This window comes from Steroidobacter sp. (genome assembly GCF_036402275.1).
In the GTDB taxonomy this organism is placed as follows: domain Bacteria; phylum Pseudomonadota; class Gammaproteobacteria; order Steroidobacterales; family Steroidobacteraceae; genus Steroidobacter.
Genome location: NZ_DASWTF010000041.1, coordinates 196267 through 218143, shown reverse-complemented (window position 1 = coordinate 218143; position 21877 = coordinate 196267). Strand labels below are relative to the sequence as shown.

At 62.1% G+C, this 21877-nt stretch carries 17 protein-coding genes; 3 read left to right on the top strand and 14 right to left on the bottom strand.

The features are described from left to right. Nucleotides 1–3: 3 nt before the first annotated feature. From VGD45_RS26250 to bluB, 3 genes are all read right to left on the bottom strand, one after another. Nucleotides 4–1446: an amidohydrolase family protein gene (locus VGD45_RS26250; RefSeq protein WP_331158341.1), complete on the bottom strand. Its 1443-nt coding sequence runs from the start codon at nucleotides 1444–1446 to the stop codon at nucleotides 4–6. Nucleotides 1447–1481: 35 nt separating this feature from the next. Continuing rightward, nucleotides 1482–3860, bottom strand: coding sequence for a TonB-dependent receptor (locus VGD45_RS26245; protein WP_331158340.1), 2379 nt, complete (start codon nucleotides 3858–3860; stop codon nucleotides 1482–1484). Nucleotides 3861–4063: 203 nt separating this feature from the next. Continuing rightward, nucleotides 4064–4732: a 5,6-dimethylbenzimidazole synthase gene (bluB, locus tag VGD45_RS26240; protein WP_331158339.1), complete on the bottom strand. Its 669-nt coding sequence runs from the start codon at nucleotides 4730–4732 to the stop codon at nucleotides 4064–4066. A gap of 240 nt (nucleotides 4733–4972) precedes the next feature. Here bluB and VGD45_RS26235 point away from each other — a divergent pair, with 240 nt between their 5' ends. Next, nucleotides 4973–5830, top strand: coding sequence for a LysR substrate-binding domain-containing protein (locus tag VGD45_RS26235; RefSeq protein ID WP_331158338.1), 858 nt, complete (start codon nucleotides 4973–4975; stop codon nucleotides 5828–5830). 13 nt (nucleotides 5831–5843) lie between these two features. On the opposite strand, the gene VGD45_RS26230 is transcribed toward VGD45_RS26235, so the two are convergent. Both VGD45_RS26230 and VGD45_RS26225 read right to left on the bottom strand, forming a co-directional pair. Next, on the bottom strand, nucleotides 5844–6365 hold the full coding sequence (locus tag VGD45_RS26230) for a gamma carbonic anhydrase family protein (protein WP_331158337.1): 522 nt from the start codon (nucleotides 6363–6365) through the stop codon (nucleotides 5844–5846). Continuing rightward, nucleotides 6362–6694 (bottom strand): hypothetical protein, encoded by a 333-nt coding sequence (locus tag VGD45_RS26225; protein WP_331158336.1) that lies wholly within the window; start codon nucleotides 6692–6694, stop codon nucleotides 6362–6364. Before VGD45_RS26225 ends, VGD45_RS26230 begins: the two co-directional genes overlap by 4 nt. A 213-nt stretch (nucleotides 6695–6907) precedes the next feature. On the opposite strand from VGD45_RS26225, the gene VGD45_RS26220 reads away from it, so the two are divergent. Next, the gene (locus VGD45_RS26220; protein WP_331158335.1) at nucleotides 6908–7102 is read left to right on the top strand and encodes a DUF1289 domain-containing protein; all 195 of its coding nucleotides are present in this window, start codon (nucleotides 6908–6910) and stop codon (nucleotides 7100–7102) included. 47 nt (nucleotides 7103–7149) lie between these two features. Continuing rightward, nucleotides 7150–9078: a CocE/NonD family hydrolase gene (locus VGD45_RS26215; RefSeq protein WP_331158334.1), complete on the top strand. Its 1929-nt coding sequence runs from the start codon at nucleotides 7150–7152 to the stop codon at nucleotides 9076–9078. 30 nt (nucleotides 9079–9108) lie between these two features. On the opposite strand, the gene VGD45_RS26210 is transcribed toward VGD45_RS26215, so the two are convergent. The 9 genes from VGD45_RS26210 to VGD45_RS26170 form a co-directional block, all read right to left on the bottom strand. Further along, complete coding sequence (locus VGD45_RS26210; RefSeq protein ID WP_331158333.1) at nucleotides 9109–10518, bottom strand: amino acid permease; 1410 nt, start codon at nucleotides 10516–10518, stop codon at nucleotides 9109–9111. Beyond that, nucleotides 10519–11100 (bottom strand): cob(I)yrinic acid a,c-diamide adenosyltransferase, encoded by a 582-nt coding sequence (locus VGD45_RS26205; protein WP_331158332.1) that lies wholly within the window; start codon nucleotides 11098–11100, stop codon nucleotides 10519–10521. 30 nt (nucleotides 11101–11130) lie between these two features. Further along, complete coding sequence (gene meaB / locus VGD45_RS26200) at nucleotides 11131–12081, bottom strand: methylmalonyl Co-A mutase-associated GTPase MeaB (RefSeq protein WP_331158331.1); 951 nt, start codon at nucleotides 12079–12081, stop codon at nucleotides 11131–11133. Continuing rightward, nucleotides 12078–12461, bottom strand: a complete 384-nt coding sequence (locus VGD45_RS26195; RefSeq protein ID WP_331158330.1) for a hotdog domain-containing protein — start codon at nucleotides 12459–12461, stop codon at nucleotides 12078–12080. Before VGD45_RS26195 ends, meaB begins: the two co-directional genes overlap by 4 nt. A gap of 13 nt (nucleotides 12462–12474) precedes the next feature. Beyond that, nucleotides 12475–13998 (bottom strand): class I adenylate-forming enzyme family protein, encoded by a 1524-nt coding sequence (locus VGD45_RS26190; RefSeq protein WP_331158329.1) that lies wholly within the window; start codon nucleotides 13996–13998, stop codon nucleotides 12475–12477. Continuing rightward, a complete protein-coding gene (locus VGD45_RS26185) occupies nucleotides 13995–14393 on the bottom strand; it encodes a cobalamin B12-binding domain-containing protein (protein WP_331158328.1) in 399 nt (132 codons plus the stop codon). Before VGD45_RS26185 ends, VGD45_RS26190 begins: the two co-directional genes overlap by 4 nt. A 27-nt stretch (nucleotides 14394–14420) precedes the next feature. After that, a complete protein-coding gene (locus tag VGD45_RS26180; RefSeq protein WP_331158327.1) occupies nucleotides 14421–16109 on the bottom strand; it encodes an acyl-CoA mutase large subunit family protein in 1689 nt (562 codons plus the stop codon). 141 nt (nucleotides 16110–16250) lie between these two features. Further along, nucleotides 16251–18251, bottom strand: coding sequence for a CocE/NonD family hydrolase (locus VGD45_RS26175; RefSeq protein ID WP_331158326.1), 2001 nt, complete (start codon nucleotides 18249–18251; stop codon nucleotides 16251–16253). Beyond that, nucleotides 18248–21868 carry an ABC transporter permease/M1 family aminopeptidase gene (locus VGD45_RS26170; protein WP_331158325.1) on the bottom strand — a complete coding sequence of 1207 codons (3621 nt, stop codon included), beginning with the start codon at nucleotides 21866–21868 and terminating at the stop codon, nucleotides 18248–18250. Before VGD45_RS26170 ends, VGD45_RS26175 begins: the two co-directional genes overlap by 4 nt. Nucleotides 21869–21877: the final 9 nt, after the last annotated feature.

The following is a 21877-nucleotide window of genomic DNA, read 5'->3' as shown; positions in this document are numbered from 1 at the left end:
GCGTCACTTCCGTGCCGGCAGCGGCACTTCCTCGTGAGCCGGCTTGTAGATGCGGCCTTCTTGAAGCATCAACCGGCCGTTGACGAAGGCGGTGCGAACTTTGCGCAGCGCGTTGAAATCCTCGTCGGGATTGCCGTCCACCACGATGATGTCGGCCAGCTTGCCGACCTCGATGGTGCCGAGCCGATCGCCCATGTGCATGATCTCGGCGCTGGTCTTGGTCGCGGCCACCAATGCCTCCGCCTTGGTGAAGCCAATCTGGTTGAAGGATTCCAGCTCGTTGATATAGGCGCCGGGCATGAATTCGGGATACTGGACGATGAGATCGAGGCCGATGCCCATCTTCACCCCCGCCTTACGCATCTTCTGCGCCATCGCAACGATCGTGTCTTCGTTGAGCTCGAAGCGGCGCGAGGTGGAGCCGTAATAGCCGCCGCTGTTCCGCTGAATGATGCGATAGGTGACCAGCGTGGGCACCGAAGCGACGCCGCGCTTGGCCATCAGCGCGACGGCCTTATCACTGCGCGGCAGCGGGTGCTCGATCGAGTCGGCGCCCGCCTTGATCGCCATGTCGATATATTGTGTTTCCGCATCGACGGTCACCGGCAACCCCAGCGAATGCGCCTCGTCGACCGCGGCGGTAATCTCCTCCTGCGTGTATTCGCTCGCCAGCTTGATCACGTCCGCTCCCTTGGCGAACTGGATCCGCACCGCTTCGCGCCACTGATCGGGACCGGAGGCGATCCGGACCATGGCATTCGGATTGCCGTTGGCGACTTCGGGATAGCCGCTGGTGATCGCGTGCAACGCCCCATGCCCGCCGCTTTGAGTGATCAGCTGGCCGGCCGTGAAGATGCGCGGCCCTTGGATTTCGCCCGATGCCTGCAATCTCTTCAGTACGAACGGCGCATCGCCATGAGACGCCACGTCGCGCACGCTGGTGACGCCCGATTGCAAATGGATGGCCATGCGGCGCAATCCGCGCATCACGGATTCCGCGCCGCTGGCGTTTGCATTTGTATAGACGCTCATGTCATTGACATCGAGAAAGGTCAGATGCGTGTGCAGATCGATGAGGCCGGGCATCACAGTCTTGCCGGCGATGTCATGAACGACTGCATCCGCCGGCCAGTTGGTTTCGCCGGGCTTCAGCACCGCGGTGATCGTCTTGCCCTGGACCACGATCGACGCCGGGCGCGCCGGCGCGCCCGTGCCATCGAAGAGCCGGCCACCCACCAGCACGAACGATCCTTTGGGCGCGTTATGCTCGGCCGGTTGTGGGATACGCAGTACCTCGTCCGAGGTCGACACAGATTTCGGCAGCCACTGGTCACGGTTGTAGAGCGGACGTGCCTGCGGACCATCGTCGTCCGCGACGGCGGACGTCGCGATCAGCGGAACCAATATCAGCAGTCGCAGAATCCAGGGAACAAACCGGACCATCATTCATCGTTTCCTTTTTGCTTCATTGATTTCACGCCTCAGAAGCGATAGTTCGCGGTGAGGCCCCACGTCCGCGGACGGAACGTCTGGATCAGCAGGCGCTCCGACGGAGCGAAGTTGAGCCTGCCGACAATGTCTCTCGAGTCGAGCAAGTTGTTTACAAACAGCGAGACATCGACCGCACCTTTGCGCACACCGGCCCTGGCGGAGACGAAGTGCTGATCGTCCTGGGGGGCGGTCGCCGCGTTGTAGCCCTGATTGCCCGGATTGCTGGTCTCCCAGTCGCTCTTGAAGTCGTACTGCACGTGGCCGTAGCCCCGCAGTGCGCCGGAGCCAAGAGATGTTTCATAGTCCGCGGCGAAGTTCGCGACCCAGGGCGTCGCGAGCCGGTCGCCCTTGCGGGAAATGATCGGCTTTGGATTCGTGGCCACCGCGGCGTACAGCGTGTCCTGGAAGGTCGTGTCCTGATAGCCCACGCCGAGATCGAACGTCAGACCCGCGAGCGGGTTGAGCGTGATCTGTGCGTCGAAGCCGCGACTGCGCGCATCTCCCAAGTTGTCGATGAAGACCGCGCCGCAGGGCAGGAGCGTTCGCAGCTGCTGTCTGTCACTCCAATCGACGTTGAAGACACTGGTCGAGATCGTCACGGCGCGTCCGAAGCGGCCCTTGGCGCCCAACTCGTAACTCCAGACGCTGTCCGGTTGGTACGACGCGGGAACCTGCGACATGCCAAGCGCTTCCAGTTCGCTCACGCACGTGCCCTCACCCACCAGCCTGTTGGCGCCGCCGGGACGGAAACCCTCGGCCGCGCTGGCATAGATCAGCCAGCTCTCGCTCGGCTCGTACTCGATGCCGAATTTGGGCGTGACGGGTGTTTCCTCCGCTCGGCCCAACGCTCTGTCGGGAATCCCGGCGAATTCGCTCGTGCCCACGAAGTCGAACTCCATTCGAGAGATACGGGCGCCGGCACTGACGGTGAGTCGATCCGTCAGCTTGTAGTCCAGATTCGCGAACGCCGCGTATTGCTCGTCGCGTGTTCCGTCGAAAGCTATCGAGAACGCACCGTCCGGCGCCAGAGGAATGGGAGTGCCGACCGGAAGGCCGAACAGCGGCGCAACCACATTGGCTGAGAACACGTCGGGCACGACCGCCGAGTCGCGCTCCCTCACCGTCTGACGCAGGTTCTGATAGTACAAGCCGAACACGTAGCTCAGTTTCGAATCCGCGGCCGCGTTCGATTGCAGCCGCAGTTCCTGAGTGAAGGATCGCTGCGTCATCCACAGATTGATCGTGCTGCGTTCACCGCCGTCGGGGAACTGATCGGAGAACAGCGTGCGCCTCACGCCGCCCATCCCGTCAGGCCGCAACAAAGCGGGACCATAGACGTCGAGGATGAAGGCGGTGCCGTCATCCCGCGAGACGACCTCGCGATCCATGTACGACGTGTTGCTGATCAGGCTGACGCCGCCTGGATCGTATTCAGCATTGAGCGAATAAAGAACGGTTTTGTCCTCGCCCCACGAGGCCACGCCCTCGCCGTTGGTGAAGTACGGCAGCGGCTCCCGCGTGGACCCGGGCTTCCAGGTCCAGAACTGATCGGTGTCGTCCCGATCCACTTTCTGATAGAAAACCGCGGGCGTGATCGTGATGTCCTCGCTCGGTTCGAAGCCCAGCGACGCGTTGCCGACCAGAACGTCGCGCGAGTTCGAATCCTCTTCGGGCGTGCCGCGATGGGCGTAGAAGGGAACACGGTCGATGTAGCCACCGTCGTGACGATGATAGGCGCTGGCGCGAAAGCCAATCTTGTTCTCCACCAGCGGCCCGCCGATCGCCCCACCGACTTCCCTGCTCCAGTCGCCTCCCTCGGTGATCCCCACTTCAGTCCGCGCCGACGCCGAATATTCCGTTAGCCCTGGCTTTGCCAGAATGAAACGCACCGCGCCGCCCATGGCGCCGGCGCCGAACAGCGTACCTTGCGGGCCGCGCAGAACCTCGACGCGCTCGAGATCGAAGAGCGCCGGATAAAAGTTGGTCGACACGCTGAGCGAGCGCACCTGCACCGGAGTTTCATCGATATAGACACCGGTCGTCGTCGCGCCCCAACGCGACTCGACGCCGCGGATCGAGATGTATTTGATGCCCGAGAAGCCCTGCATGATCGACAGGCCCGGCGTGATGCGAGCCAGATCCTCGATGCTCCGGACACCCTTCTGATCCAGCGATTCCTGCGTGTAGGCAGCCATGCTGATTGGCACATCGAGAATCGTTTCCGCGCGTCGCGTCGCCGTGACGACGATCTCTTGCAGGGTGCCGCTCGCGGCAGTTTCATTGGGCGACCTGGTCTGCGCCATCGTCAGCGCCGGACACACCATCGCCAATGCCGACACCCCCACGTTCACGAGTTGGTGAAGTGACATGCATCCCTCCCCATTTGCCGAGTTGTTTCTAAGTTTTGGTCTGATGAGCGTGGAACAACGAAAGATGCGGCCGATTCTAGGAGGGACCACGCGCGGTCGTTACTAATAAGGCTAATGTGTCATATAAGAGTTTCTGAAGTGCCGGCGAACACGACCATAAAGAAAACCCAGAAAGCAAAGTTCATGAAGGAACATTGCTAGCGCTAGCCCTCCTCGCCGCTCTGGCGCCAACGGTTGTGGAAGACGAAGTCCTGCAGCGGCCGTCCAAGAGTCCAGCCTTGCAGTTCGAGCATGGGCGCCGGATAGAACGTTTCTACGTGGCCGAGGCATAGAATCGCGATAGGCTTCGCGCCGGCCGGCATGTGGAGCAGGCGCGCCAGCTCCGCGGGCTCGAACAATGAAACCCAGCCCATGCCCAGACCTTCGGCGCGCGCCGCGAGCCACAGGTTTTGAATGGCGCAGGCAACGGAAGCCAGATCCATCTCCGGCAGCGTGCGACGTCCAAAGATGTGCCGCTCGCGGTCGTCCGCGAGCGCTGCGATCAGAACTTCGCCGCATTCGAGCACGCCTTGGACTTTCAAACGCAGGAACTCGTCGCTGCGCCCGCCGAGCGCCGCGGCTGTTGCCTGGCGCTCGCGCTCGACCAGCTCATGAATCTGAACTCGTAACGAGCGATCTGTGATTCTTATCAGCCGCCACGGTTGCATCAACCCCACGCTGGGCGCCTGGTGTGCCGCATGCAACAGGCGTCGCAACGTCGCTTCATCGATCGGGTCACTGCGGAAGTGGCGCATATCGCGACGTTTGGCAATGGCGCGATACACCGCTTCGCGCTCTGCATCGGCGAAGCGATGTTCTACTGAAGTACTCACGTCGCTGTATCCCACCCGCTGGCGCCAGCCAGCTAACGGTTGACCATGCATCGGGCACGACAACACTCCCGCGAGTCCGGCGCGAAAGTTTGTTTGTTCCTGTCGCTCGAGTTGACTCGAAGGCTCGATTTCTCGCCGAAGACAGCTCTCATGTGCTTGCGGACGGTAAAATTCTAGTTACCATCGGAGCCTCACGACAGCTAATAGCTCTAATACGGGCGATAACGCAGGCTAATGGCTATGACTACTCAGCTCGACATCGATCTGCTGCGAAACTTTGCCGCCATCGCCGAAGCCGGCGTCATGAGCCGGGCCGCCGACCGGGTCGGCAGAACCCAGGCGGCGTTGAGCCAGCAGGTCAAGCGGCTGGAGATCGCCGTCCAGCAGACGCTGATGATCCGGACGGGCCGAGGAATCACGCTGACGCTGCAGGGAGAACGGCTACTCCAGCACGCGCAGAAGATCCTGCGCACGCATGACGAAGCCGTCGCGGAGCTGATGGGCGTGAGCCTGTCGGGGAACATCCGGTTCGGCTGTCCCGACGACTACGCGCGAATTTTTCTGCCGCCCCTGCTGCAAACCTTCGCCCAGCAGCACCCGCAGGTATTCGTCGAAGTCATCTGTGCTCCGACACCCCGGCTGCTCGAAAGGCTCAACGACCAGGTCCTGGACATTGCCATCGTCTCGATGCCGGACAGTCCGCAGCGCGACCAATTCCTACGCCGCGAGCCCTTTGTGTGGGTCGGAGCCAAAGGAGGAACCGCGTTCAACCTGGACCCGCTGCAACTGGCATTGTCGGACGTGGATACTCTCGATCATCAGGCTGCGACCTCGCGGTTGGAGCGAGTTGGCCGCAGCTATCGCATCGCCTACGCGAGCGGCAGCGTCACAGGACTGACGGCTGTGGTTCGCTCCGGTCAGGCGATCACAGTGCTGACTCAAACGGCCGTTCCACCCGATCTTCAGGTGCTGCCGCTCTCGACCGGCTTGCCCAAACTTCCTTCCGTGGGAATTACGGTGAAGACCGGCCCTGCCAAGTCATCGAGACTGCTCAAGAGCTTTGAAGCTCACGTTCGCGCGGTACTCCCTACGTTGTGAACCTCTGAGCGGGTCAACACGGCTTGCACAAGGTTGTATATCGCTTGCCACGCTCGTAATAGTCGCGAGCGCTGTCTCGGATCAGCTGTCGCTCAGCCTCTGTGAGCAACCGCTGCGGCTTCGCCGGACTGCCGAATGCAAGATAGCCATCGGGAATGCGCGAGCCCCCGGTCACCAGTGAGTTGGCGCCGATCACGCAGTCACGGCCAACCACCGCTCCGGTCAGCACGGTCGCGTGAATCCCGATCAGGCTGTCATCGCCGATGTCACAGCTATGAAGCACGGCGCCATGCCCGACGGTGACGCCCTTGCCCACGCGCAGCTCGTATCCCGGATCTGTGTGAAGGATGCATCCGTCCTGGATGTTCGATCGTTCGTCGACGACGATAGCCATGTTGTCGCCCCGCAGGACCGATCCAAACCATAGGGTCACACCGGTGTGAATGGTCACATCGCCGATCAGAACAGCGTTGGGCGCGATGTAGTGGTCGGAGCCCAGCACATGCACGCGCTTGTCGGGCAACTCGTAGATCATGACGCGCGTATTCCGTGCATCAAGGCTTGAAAATCCTCGGGGAACTCCGCCTTCGCCGCCTCCCACTGAGCCTTGAAGCGTACCGTCGACAGCAGCGTCCACAGCACGCTCGAGCAGCGGAGCCAGACATCCTCGGGGATCGCGCCGCTCGAGTGGCCGCGATAGATTTCATACACCTGATGCAGCAACTCGAAACTCCTCGATTCGTGCTTGGTGGTAGGCGGCGCGGTGTTTGGAGCGAGGTCCTTGTGACCGAAGGCGAACTCGCGCCACAGCTCGATCTTCTCGATGAGGGCAATTGCTCCGGTCAGCGAACTCACTTTGGGCACGCGTCCTTTGTCGCGATGACTGCTGGTACTCGAAGATTAGGCCCGAACCGATCTGGCGGAATGTGATTGTTCTAATGGCGGCCATTAGCCCGCCTTATATGTCCCCGCGCCCATCGAACAGAACCAATCTTTCTTATCTTCCCCATTAGAGAGATTTATCTCGCGGCCTGATGTCCCGCGGTAGCATCGGCTGCTCGAATCCAGAGCAACCAAATGTCACAGTCCGCGGAGAAAACGAACACCGCTCCTGCCTCACCCTGCGTCGGCATATGCAAGCTCGATCGATCGAACGTTTGCATCGGCTGCGGTCGGTTGCTGTCCGAAATCGCCGCCTGGTCGCGTATGACGAGCGGGGAACAACGGAACGTCTACGAGCTCGCGGCTCAGCGCCTGAAACAGAACCGATAAACCACGAAGCCATTGCCCTGCTCCCCTGACTCACCGGAGGTTGACCGATGCGATCATTTCGTAGAGCCACGATCCTGGCGTTGAGCATTGCAGGCTGCCTGCACGCCTCGGCGCAGGCCGCCAACTACAAAAGCTGGGAGGAGATCGAGGCTGACCTGGTGGAGAAAAAAATGCTGCATCGGGAGGTCCCCATGCGCGATGGAGTGAAGCTGGACGCGAGCATCTATCTGCCGCGTGGCAAGGGACCGTTTCCGACGGTGCTGTGGCGCTCGCCCTATCTGCCGGACATGTTCTTCACGCCCGGCGTGATGCCGCTGAACGATTTGAACGTCGCGCTGCTCGAGAGCGGTTACGCCATCGTGCATTCGAACGAGCGCGGCCGCTATTGGTCCGGCGGCGAGTATGAATATCTGGCGAACGCCGGCGACGACGGCTACGACACGATCGATTGGATCTCGAAGCAGTCGTGGTCGAACGGCAAAGTCGGCACCTACGGCTGTTCGTCGACCGCGGAGAATCAGCTCGAGCTCAGCACGGCGGCACACCCGGCCCATGCCGCTGCTATCGCGTTGGGCCCAGGCGCCGGCATCGGCAAAATCGGCCCGTACATGGAGCAAGGCAATACGTTCCGTGGCGGCGCGTTGCAATTGCTGTTCGCCTCCTGGTATCGCGGACTCATCTTCCACGGCAAGTACGGCGACCCGCGCCCGCAATATCCCGAAGGACTGAGCGCGGAGGACCGAGAGCGCCTGGGCGAGACTTTTCGCCTCCATCCCAATCGGGGTGACTTTGGCACGTCACCTGGCTTCGACTACGAGAAGTACTATCGACACCTGCCCGTGCCCGATCTCAACAAGGCCGTGAACGGCCCGGTGACCGACTGGGATCGCTTCTCGAGGCGCACGCCAGCAGATCCGGCATGGAAGGACATCGCGCTGTCGAACGAAGGCGATAAGTTCGGCGTGCCCATGCTCTGGGGCTTCTCCTGGTATGACGTTAGCGTCGCCCCGAACGTCGCTCTCTACAACTACGCACGCGACAACACTTCGACGGACCGCGCGCGCAATGCCCAGCAGATGTTCATCGGCCCCACCTCTCATTGCATGATGGGCGGTGAAAAGCGGCATACCATGGTTGGCGATCGCGATCTCGGCGATGCGCGTTATGACTACATCACGCGCTACATGGAATGGTTCGACTACTGGCTGAAGGGCGTCAGCAACAACGCGCTGAAGCGCCCGAAGGTCGACTATTATCAGATGGGCGCCAACAAATGGGTGAGCAGCGACAGCTTCCCCATGAAGGGCACCAAGCTCGTCGATCTGTATCTGACCAGTGGCGGCAGCGCCAATACACTGCACGGCGATGGCGTCCTGAGCTTCGAGCAGCCAAAGCAATCCGCGGCGGACACGTTTGTCTACGACCCGCTGCGACCAGTACAGACGCTCGGCGGCGGTGCGTGCTGCATGGGATCGATCAAGGCCACCGGCGCTTTCGATCAATCGACCCTCGAAATGCGCAACGACATCCTGGTCTACACGACTCCCGAACTGAAGGAGGAGCTCACCGTCGCGGGCTTCGTTGAAGTAGAGATCTATGTCTCCTCGGACGCCAAGGACACGGACTTCACGCTCAAGCTCCTCGACGTGAATCCTGAAGGGGTCGCCTACAACCTGGACGACAACATCTTCCGCGCGAGATATCGCGAAGGTTACGACAAGCAGGTGTTCATGAAGTCAGGCGAGGTCTACAAACTGACGTTCGCGCCGATGATCACCGCGAATACTTTCAAGAAGGGACATCGGGTGCGACTGGAGGTCTCCTCCAGCAACTTCCCACGCTATGACCGCAACTTGAACACCGGCGGCAACAACTTCGATGAGTCCAAGCCGGTGATCGCGCGTAACAGCGTGCACCACTCCAGCAAGTACCGATCTCGCATCCGCTTGCCGGTGACACCCGCGGGGACGCGTTAGCGCCCCCGACTCAACGAGCCCGCTCGGCGCTCATTTCTTGCCGAGCGGGCTACGATGGTAGCCGTAGAGAAAATAGACCACCGCGCCGATGGCGGTCCAGATGGCGAACCGGCCCTGCGCCAGCTTGGGCAGGCTCGAGAACAGATACAAACATCCGAGCACCGCCAGCGGCCCGACCAGCCAGAGCGTCGGGCAGCGGAACGGTCGCTGACGATCGGGCTGGGCACGGCGCAGGATCATCACCGAAAGGCTCACCACGACGAACGCGAATAACGTGCCCGTGTTGGACAGCTCGGCGATTTCGTCGACCGAGAACAAGCCTGCCACGACGGCAACGAAGAATCCGGTCACGGCCGTGATGATGTGCGGCGTGCGGAAGCGTGGATGTACGTTGCTCAAGCGATCCGGCAGCAGGCCGTCACGCGACATCACGAAGAGAATGCGCGTCTGCGCGAATATCATCATCAGCACCACGGTGGGAAGCGCGACGATGGCCGCCAGCGCCACGAAATTGCCCACCGTCGGAAAGCCCAGCGTGCGCAGGATGGAGGCCAACGGCTCAGTGTTGCCGGCAAGCTCCTGATACTGAGTCGTGCCCACCGCTCCGGCGGCAACGAGCACATAGACGGCGGTGCAGATGACCAGCGACCCGATGAGTCCGATGGGCACGTTCCGATTCGGATTGCGCGTCTCTTCGGCGGCCGTCGACACCGCGTCGAAGCCGATGTACGCGAAGAAGATCAACGCGGCGGCCGCCATGACTCCCTTGGCCACGCCATCCTCTTCAGTGGTGCCGAACCCGTAAGGCATGAACGGCTGGAAGTTGTCCCAATCGATCTGGGGCACCGCGATGAAAATGAAAGCGCCGAGCGCCAGCATCTTCACAAACACCAACGCGGACGTGAGTCGCGCGCTCTCGCGCGTGCCGAAGATGAGCAGCCCAGTGACCGCCATTACGGCGCTGACGGCGATGATATTCACGCCGCCACCTTTGACGGCGAACACACCGGCTTTGAGCGCCAGGGGCAGCTCGATCCCCATACTTTGTAGCAGCCCACTCATGTAACCGGACCAGCCGACGGCGACCGCCGCGCCCGCAACGGCATACTCCAGTATGAGATTCCAACCGACCAGCCAGGCGACGAACTCGCCAATCACCACGTATGAATAGGTGTAGGCACTGCCCGCCACCGGCACCATTGCCGCCAGCTCAGCGTAGGCCAGCGCCGCGAAGGCACACACCATGGCCGCGATGACAAAGGAAAGTAGCAGCGCGGGCCCTGCACGCTCCGCCCCGACCGCGGTAAGAACGAAAATGCCGGTGCCGATGACCGCGCCCACGCCGAGCAACATCAGTTGCATCGCGCCGAGCGTCCGATCCAGACCCTTGCGTTCAGCGCCCTCGATACAGGCTTCGACCGGCTTGATTCGTCGATTCATCTATGGTCCCTTCCGGTCGTGACGCCACAGCACCTCTGCGCCGCGTTCGTGACGCGACAACACGCGAGCGATGACAAATAACAGGTCCGATAGTCGGTTCAGATAGCGAGTCGCTTCGGGGTTGACGCTTTCCTGCGCCAGCGGCGCCGATGCTTCCATCGTCACCAAGGTCCATACCCTGCGTTCCGCGCGGCGCGCGATCGCGCGGGCCAGATGGCATGCCGCCGCCATCGGGCCGCCGCCAGGCAAAATGAAATCCTTGAGCGGCGGCAGCGGCTCATTGAACGCATCCAGTTCCTGCTCCAGTCGTGCAACCTGCTCTGCGGTAATGGCGCGGCTGCCAGGAATGCACAGCTCCCCACCCAGATCGAACAAGTCGTGTTGCGCCTCGGTGAGACACGAGCTCACTTGCGCAGGCAGTCCCGGCGTCGCGAGCAGCACTCCGATGGCGCTGTTGAGCTCGTCGACCGCGCCATAGGCTTCGACACGCTCGTGATCCTTCGCGATGCGCTGGCCATCGCCGAGGCCGGTGGTGCCGTCGTCACCGGTGCGCGTATAGATCTTGCTCAACCGATTGCCCATCGCCTCCCCCCGTTCGCGAAGTGTCGCGCGCTATTTTTTGATCTCGGGTCCCAGCAGTGCGTCCACCGCCCCGTAAGGATCGAGTTGCTTGTCCACGACCTGCGACACGACGCTCTCCAGGTGCTGCGGATCCATGCGATTCTCGAGCTCACGCAGTACGCGCCCGCGCATCAACGCCTGGATTTCGGTTCGCATCGCGTCGGCGTTGCGTTGTTTCGCTTCCCCGCCGTTGGTCGCCCACTCGCGATGTTTCTGGACCGCGCTCATCAGGTCTTCGATGCCGTTGCCGGTATTGGAGGACGTCTTGATCACCGGCGTGCGCCAATCGTTGCGGGGCGTGCCGAGGTTGAGCATCTGAATCAGGTCCTTCACGGCCTCGTCCGCACCGGGCCGATCCGCCTTGTTGACGACCAGCACGTCGGCGATCTCGATGATGCCCGCCTTGATGGCTTGAATGTCGTCGCCGGCGCCGGGGATGGTCAGTAAACAAACGGTATCGACGACGCGCACGACGTCGATCTCCTGCTGGCCCACGCCGACCGTCTCGACCAGGATCACGTCGAAGCCCATCGCATCCAGCACGCTGACGACACGCCTCGTCGCACGCGACAGGCCACCCGACTGTCCACGATTGGACATGCTTCGAATGAAGACGCCGGTATCGAGATAGCGATCCCGCATGCGAATGCGATCGCCGAGAATGGCGCCACCGGTGTATGGACTGGATGGATCGACGGCGACGACAGCCACGCGCGGCACGATCTTGCGATACGCGGCCGTCAAGGTAGACACCAATGTGCTCTTGCCCGCGCCCGGCGGACCCGTAAAGCCCACCTTGATCGCCCGACCGGTGTGCGGATAGGTCGCGCGTATGATCTCAGCGGCGCCCGGTTCGTCGTTCTCGACGATGGACAGCAACCTGGCAATCGCCGCGGTTCGTCCTTCGCGAGCGGCCGCGAGCAATTCCTCGACGGTCTTCATTTCTTTACCGCGCGCTGCTTCGGCACTGGAACGACGGCCACACAAGTCGCCTTCACGGCCAGCACTGGCTCAGCGAGCACGTCCGCCGCCGAATCTTCCGGCGTCACCAGCTGCGCGACCTTGTGAGCCGTGCACTCGATCTGGCGCGAAGACTTGCCAGTAGTCAGCAGCTTCGCGCGGATTTCCACATAGTCGCCGCTGCGCACCGGCGCCAGAAATTCGGCGTTCATGGTGCGCATCAGGCCTTCGTCGCCGTCGTTCTGAATCAGTACTTCGGTGACCGCATCGCTGATCAGCTGCAGGATCCTGGCGCCGTCGACCAGACCGCCAGCGTAGTGGCCATCGGCCGTGGACATGCGCAAACGAATCAGACTTTGCATCGAAACCTCTTTGTCAAATGACGCCAGACGCGAGCGCCCGCTCGCGAACCACGCGACGCGCGATCTTGCCGATGCCCGTTCTGGGCAGCTCGGCGACGAGGTGAATGACCTTGGGGCGTTTGTAGTTGGCCAGGCGTTCCTGGCAGTAGCCTTTCAGATCGGCGGCGGAAACGGTGGCGCCCGACGCCGGAATCACGAACGCATGCACGGCTTCGCCCCATTCCTCGTCCGGCATCCCGACCACGGCGACATCGCTGACGCCCGGATGTGACATCAGCGCGGCTTCGACCTCGTTGGGGATCACCGTCATGCCGCCGGACTTGATGATTTCCTTGACGCGTCCCTTCAGTCGCAAAAAGCCTTGGTCGTCGAACTGTCCGATGTCGCCAGTCCGCATCCATTGCTCGTGCATCACTTTCGAGGTGGTCTCGGGGTCGTTCCAGTAACCGGCAAACATCGTGGGGCTGCGCGCGACGATCTCACCGCTCTCCGAGCAATACAGCTGAGCTCCCAGCATCGGTCGGCCGACGGTATCGATCTTTCTGAGATGATCCGAGGCGCTCAGCACCGTCAGGCACAAATGCTCGATCATTCCGTAGAACTGCACGAAGCGCACGCCGGGCATGCGTTCGAGCAGCGCCCTGATCAGCGGCTCGGGCATGCGCTCGGATGCATATGAGATCATGCGCAGCGACGGAGGAATCTCCGCCGGCGCATCTTTAAGAATGCGGCGTAATGTGGTCGGCACCGCATCGAAATGCGTGACCTTCGCATCCCGGACCGCGTCCCATACGGCATGCGAGTCGAAGTGCGGCAGAATCACGTGCGTCGCTCGCGCCAGCGTGAGCGGCAGCAGATGTTCCAGACAGGACGAGAACAGCGGCAGGAAATGCAGCGTCCGTTCTCCATCCGCGAGGCCCAGTTCCAGGCACATCGTCGTGGCCGTGGCCATCAGGCCGCCATGCGTATGCACCGCCCCCTTGGAGCGTCCTGTCGATCCCGATGTAAACAAAATGATAGCGGGATCGCTCGCCGCGACCGGTGTGGAATGTTTCAGCTTCCCGGCATTCGAGATCGCATCGGCATACGATTTGAATTCGCTGCCTGCCGGCGGCGCATCCAGACACAACACATGCTCGATACCGACCTCGCGAAGCGCGGCACGCGACTCGGCGACGAGCGCCGCCTGTGCCGGTCCGACGATGAGCACCTTCGGGCGTATCTGCGTCAGAGCTACGGCTGCATCCTTCCAGCTCCACCAGAAATCCACTGGCGAACAGATCGCGCCCAGCTGCGGCACGCCAAAGAACACTTCGACGAACTCCGGTCGATTGGTGGTCCACAGCGCCACCCGATCGCCCTTGCGCACACCCAACTCAGCCAACGCGCCAGCGAGGCGACAGGCGCGCTCGTGGACCACCGAGTAGGTCCAGCTCAAGTCACCGAAGACGACGGCTTCGCGGTCTGGATCGGATAATGCGGCGCGCGCCAGAATCGCATCCAGACGCGGCACGCTGCCGTGCTCGACTCTGTTCATTGGGCAGCGTGCCACTTACGAACGAAGTCGATGATCGTGCCCGTCGGCGTACCCGGACCGAACACTTCGCCGACACCGAACCCCTTTACTTTCGGAATATCCGGCGGCGGCAGGATGCCACCCATGACCACCAGCACTTCCTTGGCGGCCTGTTCGCGCAGCGCTTTGCAGATTTCTTCGGCGAAGTGCAGATGCGCGCCCGACAGGATGCTCAGTCCGAGCACGTCGGCGTCTTCTTCGACCACGGTACGCACGATCATTTCGGTGGTCTGAAAGATGCCCGTATAAATGACTTCCATACCAGCATCGCGGAAGGCGCGGGCGATGATCTTCGCGCCCCGATCGTGGCCGTCCAGTCCCGGCTTCGCCACAACCACACGCAGAGGCTTGCTCATGATGTTCTGATCTCTAGATAATCTTGATTAGTAAACGAGCGGCGCGCGGTATTCGCCGAACACTCCACGCATCACATCGCAGATTTCGCCGACGGTCGCCTGCGCTTTGATGGCGCGAACCACTGCAGGCATCGTATTGATATCGCCCCGAGCCGCAGCCTCGATCTCCCTCAGCGCGCTGGCGTGTTCGCCCTGTGCGCGTGAACGCCGGATTCCCTGAGTGCGTGCGATCTGACGCTCGCCCAACCCCGGATCGAGCACGAACGGTTCGAACGGCAGCTCGCCTTCGGGTTCGACCTGGATGTTCATGCCCACGATGTATTCGCTGTGGTTTTCCAGTGCGCGCTGGTAGGCGGCCGAGGCATCGGCGATCTGCCGCTGAATGAAGCCATCCTCGATCGACTGCACCATGCCGCCGCGATCCAGCACCTGACGAATCAGCGCCTCGGCTTCTTCTTCGAGCCGCGAAGTCAGCGATTCGACGTAGTACGAGCCGCCGAGCGGATCGACCACGTCGGCGACGCGGTTCTCCAGCATCAGGATCTGCTGAGTGCGCACCGCGATCTTGATCGCGCCTTCCGACGGAATCTGATACGCCTCGTCCTTGGAGTTGGTGTGCAGCGACTGCGTGCCGCCGAGAATCGCAGCCAGCGCCTGGACCGCCGTGCGTGCAATGTTGTTGTCCGGCTGCTGAGCGGTGAGACTCACACCCGCCGTCTGACTATGAGCGCGCATCGTCCACGAGCGCGGATCTTTCGCGCCGACCCAGTCGCGCATCATGCGAGCCCACAGGCGCCGCGCCGCGCGCAGCTTGCAAATCTCTTCGAAGAAATCGTTGTGAATGTCCCAGAAGAACGAAACGCGTGGCGCGACGAAGTCGGCCGACATGCCGCGCTTGACGGCTTCGGTCACGTAGCAGTGAGCGCCGGCCAGCGTGAACGCCAGTTCCTGCACGGCGTTCGAGCCGGCTTCGCGGATGTGATAACCCGAGACGCTGATGGGGTTGTAGCGCGGCATGGTCTTGGCCGCGTACTCCATCGTATCCACCACCAATCGTACGGCCGGCGCCGGCGGATAGATATATTCGTTCTGCGCCGTATATTCCTTGAGGATGTCGTTCTGGCAGGTGCCGGTGATCTTCTCCTTGGGCACGTTCTGCTCTTTGCAGACCACTTCATACATGCCGATCAGCACGAACGCCGAAGCGTTGATGGTGTAGCTGGTCGACACCTCGTCCAGCGGGATGTCCTTCATCAGCAAGCGAACGTCGTCCACCGTGTCCACCGCGACGCCGATCTTGCCGATCTCCGGCACGGCGATGCGATGGTCGGAGTCATAGCCGAGCAGCGTCGGCAGATCGAAGTCGGTCGACAGGCCGGTTTCGCCGTGCGCGAGCAAATATTTGTAACGGCCGTTGGTGTCCTCGGCGGTGCCGAAGCCGGCCACCTGGCGAATCGTCCAGGGCCGGGCGCGAAACATGGTGGGGTGCACGCCGCGTGTGTACGGATACTCACCTGGAAAGCCGATGTCCTTCGCGGGGTCGATGTTCTCGATGTCCGCCGGCGTGTACAGCTCGTTGATCGGGAGGCCAGACAGCGTGGTGAACTGCGCCTGGCGCGCCGGCATCTTTTTGAGACTTGCGGCGAGCGTGGTGCTCTTCCAGGTTTCCACGTCGGCCGACGCCGGCGCCGCAGCTGTTTTGCTTGGATTGTCCACTCGCACTCCCCGATCAACGAATTCGATTTGGCCTGCGGTCTATATTGCCGCCAGCTCCGAAGTAACGATAACTAATAGCTCTAATACGGGGGATAAGCCGGAATAATGGCGCGCATAATATTGAGCATTAATTGGCGAGCGTTAATTGGCGTCGACCACCGGCAGTAACACCGCGCTGGGCTGGGCCTTGGATCGCAGCACGCCGATCTCCGCCTTTTTGTAGTCGCTCGCCTTGGCGTTGAAGATATTGGGCACGAACGTCTGCGGGTTGCGGTCGTAGATCGGAAACAGCGTCGACTGGATCTGCACCATGATCCGATGCCCCGGCTGGAACACGTGGTTGACGTTCGGCAGCTCGAATCGATACTGCTGCGCCTTGTTGGCCGGAATCGCGGTGGGATGCTCGAAGCTGTTTCGATAGCGACCGCGCAGAATTTCCATGGCGATGGGCAGCTGGTAGCCGCGCATCTTCGGATTGTTCGGGTAATCCGCCGGGTAGACATCGATGAGCTTGACGACGAAGTCGCCATCGGTGCCCGTGGTCATGGCCCGCAGATCCACGACCGGCATGCCTTGCACGCTCACTGGCGATGTGAGCACTGGCGTCTCGTAAGTGAGCACGTCGGGGCGGCCGTCCGCAAACCGCTGATCCGCGATCGGCGCTTCGCCCCACGACTTCCACGAGCCTGCCGCCATGTTGGAGAACGGATCGGGAATGGGCCGCGGGATGAATGGCACCGGCTTGGCCGGATCGCTGACGTAGCTGTCTAGGTCCTTCGCGTCCGTGGTCTTCGAGCCGGGGGGCTGCTCGAACGACAAGCCGAAGTTTTCCCGGAGATAGAGCGGCTTCATGCCGGTGGCGCAGCCGCGCTCGCAGGCCGAGGGCCAATCGTTGAGGTGCTCCCAGCGATTCTCGCCGGTGTTGTAGACGGTGACGCGAGGCAGCTTGTGAGCCGGGCCGTCACGCAGATAGTGCTCCAGGAACGGCAGCACCATGTCGCGGTTGTATTGTCTCGCCGTGTCACCCTCCCATTTCAGCGGCCCCGCCTCGTAACCCGTGCCGTTGATCTGACTATGAAACCAAGGCCCCATGACCAGCCAGTTGTTGGCGGAGCGCCCTGCTGCTTTCTGCGCCAGCCACGCACGGCTCGCTCCCCAGATGTCATCCGAATCCCAGAGCCCTTGCTCCCACAGCGTCGGCACCGACGACGGTTTGGCCGCGAGCAGCTTGTCGACGGCCTGCTCCTGCCACATCGCGTCGTAAGCGGGATGAGCCATCGTGCGCGCCACCCAAGGCAGCTGATCGAACCCATATTTACGCGCATAGTCGCCGGCCGAGCCGGCCCGCAAGAATGTGTCGTAGTCATCGTGCGTATTGCGGGAGGCGTCGCCGCCGAGCCCCGAATAAATGCCCGCCTCGCGGCTGGCGGTCTGCATATATATGTAGGGCATCATCATCTGGCGGTAGGCGCCGTTGTGGAACCAGTCGTCGCCCATCCAACCATCCATCAGCGGGCTCTCGGGCACCGCGGCCTTCAACGCCGGATGCGGGTCCAGCAGCGCCATGGCGACAGTAAATCCCTCGTACGAAGACCCGATCATGCCGACGCGACCGTTGGTTTCCGGCAGCTGCTTGATCAACCATTCGATGGTGTCCCAGGTGTCGGTCGCGTGGTCGGTCGAAGTCGTGTTCAACGGCCCGCGCGCCGGCCACGTCATCACATAGTCGCCCTCGGAGCCGTACTTGCCACGCACGTCCTGATACACACGGATGTAACCCGCCTTCGCGAACTCCTCATCGCCGAGCTGCACGGCATTCACCAAGGAAGCGCTGCTGGACCGCTGCGATCGCGCCGATGCGTTGTACGGCGTACGAGTCAGCAAGATGGGAGCATTCCTCGCTCCCTTCGGCACCATGATGAAAGTTTGCAGCTTGACGCCGTCGCGCATCGGAATCATCTCCACGCGTCGCGTGTAGTCGCGCTCGGCGGGTGGCGCCTTGAACTCTTTGGGAACGTCGTTTCGCGAGAACGGCTCGCCTGGCTTCGACGGCGCGTCCGCCATCGATGTCGTCGTGAGCATGCAAGCCCCGAACACGGCGGCGATGCGAATGAATTTCTGCTTTAGTCGAGACGTACTCATGAGTCGTTACCCCGCGAATCCGAGACGGGCATGACGTTGTCGTTCAAGTTGCGGTCGATGAAGGTGAGATACGGATCGACGCCCGCGTAGACCGGCTTGCGCTGGGTGACGATCCGGATCTGCTGCTCGCCCGAACGGATCGGCAGGCGCTGCATCGACACTACGTTCTCGCGACCGAAACCGCTGTCGCCGGGCTGCGCGGTGAACACGCCGACATTGACGTGCTCGTTGAACTCGGCCTGCCGTTCGTTGCCCTTGCCGTCGGCATAGGCTTTTGCGGCATGGATGGTGATCGTCGTTTCGAACCGACCGTCGGGCAGGCTGCGGACCATCGCCTGCTTCGCCCGCAGGTCATAGAGCGTGATGCGATAGAACTGATCGAGGATCAGCTCGCGCTCCTCCGGCGTGCGGGCCAGCGCCAGCAGGCCGTCCACGAGGTCGCTCGACCGCGGATAAGGCGCGGGCTTGAAGCGATAGCGGTCGAGCAGGCCGCGTAACACGGTGTTCACGCGCTCTTCGCCCAGATGCTCCTGGAGCAGGTACATCACGATCGAGCCCTTGTTGTAGTGGATGTAGCCCTGCTTGTTCACGCGCGCGAGCGGCTGCTCGTCCGCCGCTTCCTTCCGACGCCCCTGCAAGTAGTAATCGTGCTCGTACTTGAGGAACTGCCGGATCTGATCCGGCCCGTAGCGATGTTTCATCACCATCAGCGCCGAATATTGCGACAGGGTCTCGGTCAGGACTTCCGCGCCCTGCACGTCCGCCGGCATCACCTGATGAAACCAATACTGATGCGCCAGCTCGTGCGCGGTGACATAGGCCAGGAAGTCGAGCCGCTGCGGATCGCGGAAATCCATGGTGAAGCCGGCCTTTTCCGAATAGCCGACGGTGCCGGGCGCGGAGTTCGCGCCGCCGCCATAGTCCGGCCGTTCGATGATGCGAGCGTAGGAGTACTGATACGGCCCGAAATTCTTGCGGTAGTAATCGAGCGAATCCCGCATCACTGCCAGCATCCGATCGATGTTCATCGGATGTTTGGGGAAGTAGTAGACGCTAAGCTTTACGCCGTCCGCATCGGCGGTTTTCACGTCGTAGCGCGCCGACTGAATCGTGATGAAGTTGAGCGTGGGAATGGGCGACACGAATCGCGCCGTCCGACGTCCGTTGGCGACACTGTCCGATACCCGCGCGCCCGTCACCACCAGCGTCTGATCCGCGTCTGTCGTGACGGTGATGTCCGTGTTGACGCGATCCACGCCTACATAGCTCCAGGCCAACGCCGCCTCATCTTCCAGCTGCGGCGTCGGCAGCTCGGGCTCGAGCCCATACTTGCGGCGCAGGTTGTTCCCCTGCAGGAAGCCCGAGCGGTTCATGCCCAGGAACGGGGCGAATCCCAGGTTGGTCAGATAGGCGCCGTTCGGCGCCGGCTGCGCGTCGAACTCGTAGGCCCGTTTGTCGCTCGGCAAGGTCGCCAGGCCGCGCTTTTCGTACACGCTCTGGAAGGTCAGGCTGCCGCTCGCGCCCGGCTGCAGCGGACTGTCGAACTGGTAGATGCGATGATTGTTTACTTTGTCCTCGTGCACCAGCTTCGCCCCGGGCACCGACACTGAGCGCAACGGCACCAACGGAATCATCATGCGGACGTGCAGCGTCTCGATCGGCACGGCGGTCGCATTCACGAAGCGGTAGCTGCCATCGAACCGCGCCACGCGGCGCGACGGCTGCAGATCGACGTCGAGCTTGATATCGGTCAACGTCGGCTGCGGCAACCCGACGTACTGGGAATATTCCTTCTCATAGCGGGCAAGACGGTTCTCCTCTTCCTCCTGACTGACGAAATGATTGAGGATGTTCATGTTGTAGTAGAGGAAGCCGGCCATGACGATCGTGACGAGCAGCGCGCTCGACAGGAACGCCAGCGGCTTGCCGCGCAACCGCGCCGGCAAGGTGCGCCACTGGCCGTCGAGAGTGACAGCGGTTCCACGGCGCCACATCAGATGGCCGATCACGACCAGGATCGCGGCGAACATCGTCCAATAGGTGCGCAGCCACCAGCCTTCGGTGCCGCCATAGTTCGCGCCGTTCATGTCCGACAGCGGTACGGTCACTTCCGCATAGTTGAGCAGCGGATGATTGAGCCCCATGCCGGCGAATACCGTGCCGGCGATGAGATAGAGCAGCATGATCCCCCAGCCGACGAACTTGTTGGGGCTGACGGCCTGGACCACGATCGCCAGCACGGAAATCTGGATCACGTAGAGCGCGCTGGGCGCGACGAACCAGGCGAGCCACTGGCCGAATTCGATATCGGTGAGCCCGCGCGCCCACTGGAACAGGATCGATTCCAGCAACACGACCGCCACGCACAGTACCAGCAGCACGCCCGCGACACCGGCGAGCTTGGAAATGAGGAAGGCCCAGTTGGGCAGCGGGGTCGCATCGACGATCTCGTTGAAGCGGCGCTCACGTTCGCGCCAGACGACCTCGCCGGCGAAATAGATCGCCATCAGCAGCGTGATCAGGACGGAGGCGCCGCGGACCCCGTCGACAATCGCGAACGTGCGCGGCCACATCGGCACGTCATAGAAGCGTCCGGCGAGGTTCAGCGTCGAGAACAGGTTGAGCGCCGAGACCAGAGCGAGCACCCAGAAAGCCGGACTCTTGAAGATCAGCTTCATCTCGAACAGCGTGCGCGTCCGGAGCTGATGCCAGGCTGCCCGCTCAGGCGTGTTGGCCGGCAGTCGATCGACGATTACTGGCGTGACCGCAGCCAGCTTCTGCTCGCGCGCCGCCTGGCGTTTGGCGTCACTCTTCGAGACGCCGCGTTCGGCGAAACGGAAGCGCCACACCGCGATGACGACTATCGCCGCGGAGATCGCCAGCCACAGCAGGCGATTGCCGAGCAGCAGCGCGTTCAGCTCCAGCGCCTGTGTGTTCGCCTGGATCGGCGTCAGATAGCGGATGCCCAGACTGTAAGCGATCGAGCCGAACGGTTCGAAATACGCCGCGACCGACAGGTCCGGCCATTTCCTCAGCATCGCGGTCAGCGCGAAGTAGCCGAACATGAACAGGATCACCGTCAGGTAGCTGTACGTCACCGAACGCGTCCAGCAGGCGACGGCGAAAAAGATCGCCGAGGTGATCAGCAGATTGGGCAGCGCGAGGACGAAGTAGCCCCACAGATAGTCCTGCACTCGATTCGGGCCGAGGAAGTCGGGGTTGACCCACGGCATGAACGTGCCGATCCAGATCGCCAGCGGCACCGCCAGGAACGCGACCGCGGCGCCGAGAAACGCGCCGCTGAAACGACCGAACATATAGGGCAGCTTGCCGATCCTGGTCGAGCGGATGATGCTGCCGAAGCCGGTTTCATCGTCGCGCACCACCACGTTGCCGACGAAAGCCGTGGTCACGAACATGAAGAACAGCGACATGATCAGCTGGATCTGCGCCACCGCGGTGGGCGCATTTGTATGGATGTTGCCGCCGCTGCCGAGGCGAATCGACTCCGCCGTGGTCGCCCCGAAGGTCAGCAGGAAGAACATGACGGTGGCGACCCAGAACACCGGGTTGCCCACCTGATAGCGCAGCTCGAAGCGCGCGATGGTATGAAACATCGGGCTGCT

What these genes read in the sequence shown, in the direction of transcription:
- VGD45_RS26190 (WP_331158329.1), bottom strand. Translation starts at nt 13,998, where the DNA reads ATGAACAGAGTCGAGCACGGCAGCGTGCCGCGTCTGGATGCGATTCTG.
- VGD45_RS26245 (WP_331158340.1), bottom strand. Translation starts at nt 3,860, where the DNA reads ATGTCACTTCACCAACTCGTGAACGTGGGGGTGTCGGCATTGGCGATG.
- VGD45_RS26205 (WP_331158332.1), bottom strand. Translation starts at nt 11,100, where the DNA reads ATGGGCAATCGGTTGAGCAAGATCTATACGCGCACCGGTGACGACGGC.
- VGD45_RS26175 (WP_331158326.1), bottom strand. Translation starts at nt 18,251, where the DNA reads ATGAGTACGTCTCGACTAAAGCAGAAATTCATTCGCATCGCCGCCGTG.
- VGD45_RS26185 (WP_331158328.1), bottom strand. Translation starts at nt 14,393, where the DNA reads ATGAGCAAGCCTCTGCGTGTGGTTGTGGCGAAGCCGGGACTGGACGGC.
- VGD45_RS26235 (WP_331158338.1), top strand. Translation starts at nt 4,973, where the DNA reads ATGACTACTCAGCTCGACATCGATCTGCTGCGAAACTTTGCCGCCATC.
- VGD45_RS26210 (WP_331158333.1), bottom strand. Translation starts at nt 10,518, where the DNA reads ATGAATCGACGAATCAAGCCGGTCGAAGCCTGTATCGAGGGCGCTGAA.
- VGD45_RS26220 (WP_331158335.1), top strand. Translation starts at nt 6,908, where the DNA reads ATGTCACAGTCCGCGGAGAAAACGAACACCGCTCCTGCCTCACCCTGC.
- VGD45_RS26230 (WP_331158337.1), bottom strand. Translation starts at nt 6,365, where the DNA reads ATGATCTACGAGTTGCCCGACAAGCGCGTGCATGTGCTGGGCTCCGAC.
- VGD45_RS26250 (WP_331158341.1), bottom strand. Translation starts at nt 1,446, where the DNA reads ATGATGGTCCGGTTTGTTCCCTGGATTCTGCGACTGCTGATATTGGTT.
- meaB (WP_331158331.1), bottom strand. Translation starts at nt 12,081, where the DNA reads ATGAAGACCGTCGAGGAATTGCTCGCGGCCGCTCGCGAAGGACGAACC.
- VGD45_RS26195 (WP_331158330.1), bottom strand. Translation starts at nt 12,461, where the DNA reads ATGCAAAGTCTGATTCGTTTGCGCATGTCCACGGCCGATGGCCACTAC.
- VGD45_RS26215 (WP_331158334.1), top strand. Translation starts at nt 7,150, where the DNA reads ATGCGATCATTTCGTAGAGCCACGATCCTGGCGTTGAGCATTGCAGGC.
- VGD45_RS26170 (WP_331158325.1), bottom strand. Translation starts at nt 21,868, where the DNA reads ATGTTTCATACCATCGCGCGCTTCGAGCTGCGCTATCAGGTGGGCAAC.